This is a genomic window from Vibrio sp. YT-19(2023), from assembly GCF_033337395.1.
On record NZ_JAWOQN010000953.1, the window covers coordinates 1 to 555 of the forward strand.

Sequence of the window (555 nt, forward strand, 5' to 3'; positions counted from 1 at the left end):
CGTTAGCAGATAGTTCACCAATTCGCTGTACTCGGCATAGCTACGGACTTCATTAGGAATAACGATGTACTTGTTATTCACAACGACGCCAGGAACGCCGGTCAGAGTACTCTCTTTGAACTGCTTATCGAAACGCTTTTGCATCGAACTAACCGCAAAGCTGTTGTACGCCGCGTCAAATTTGTTGCCATCGACACCGTTGTCCGTGAAGACTTTCTTTAACTCGTCTTCGTTTTTCGGTGCTTGGCGCTTTTGATGAATTTGCGCGAACATCGCAGGCACCATTTTGTCTTCAACACCTAGCGATACCATGGTTGCGTAAGATTTTGCCATTGGCACTGCCATGTCTGCGCCCATAAACGCCACGTGCACTTTTTCAAAGCGTGCTTCTTTTGGCAAAGCCGGTTTTAAGTTTTCAATCACAGATTCAAACTTATAACAGTGTGGGCAGTAAAACGAAAAAAACTCTGTAACGGTTGGTTTAGTCGCTTTCTCAACGTCCAACACTTTGTAGTGTTTACCTTCTTCAAATTGAGCAGCGTGAGCGCTGAAAGC

Annotated in this window: 1 protein-coding gene; it reads right to left on the bottom strand. The window is 45.2% G+C overall.

Annotated elements, in window-relative coordinates; genetic code table 11:
• A partial coding sequence (locus R7E78_RS29375) for a thiol:disulfide interchange protein DsbA/DsbL (RefSeq protein WP_318059054.1) occupies positions 1-555 on the bottom strand: 555 nt, incomplete at both ends.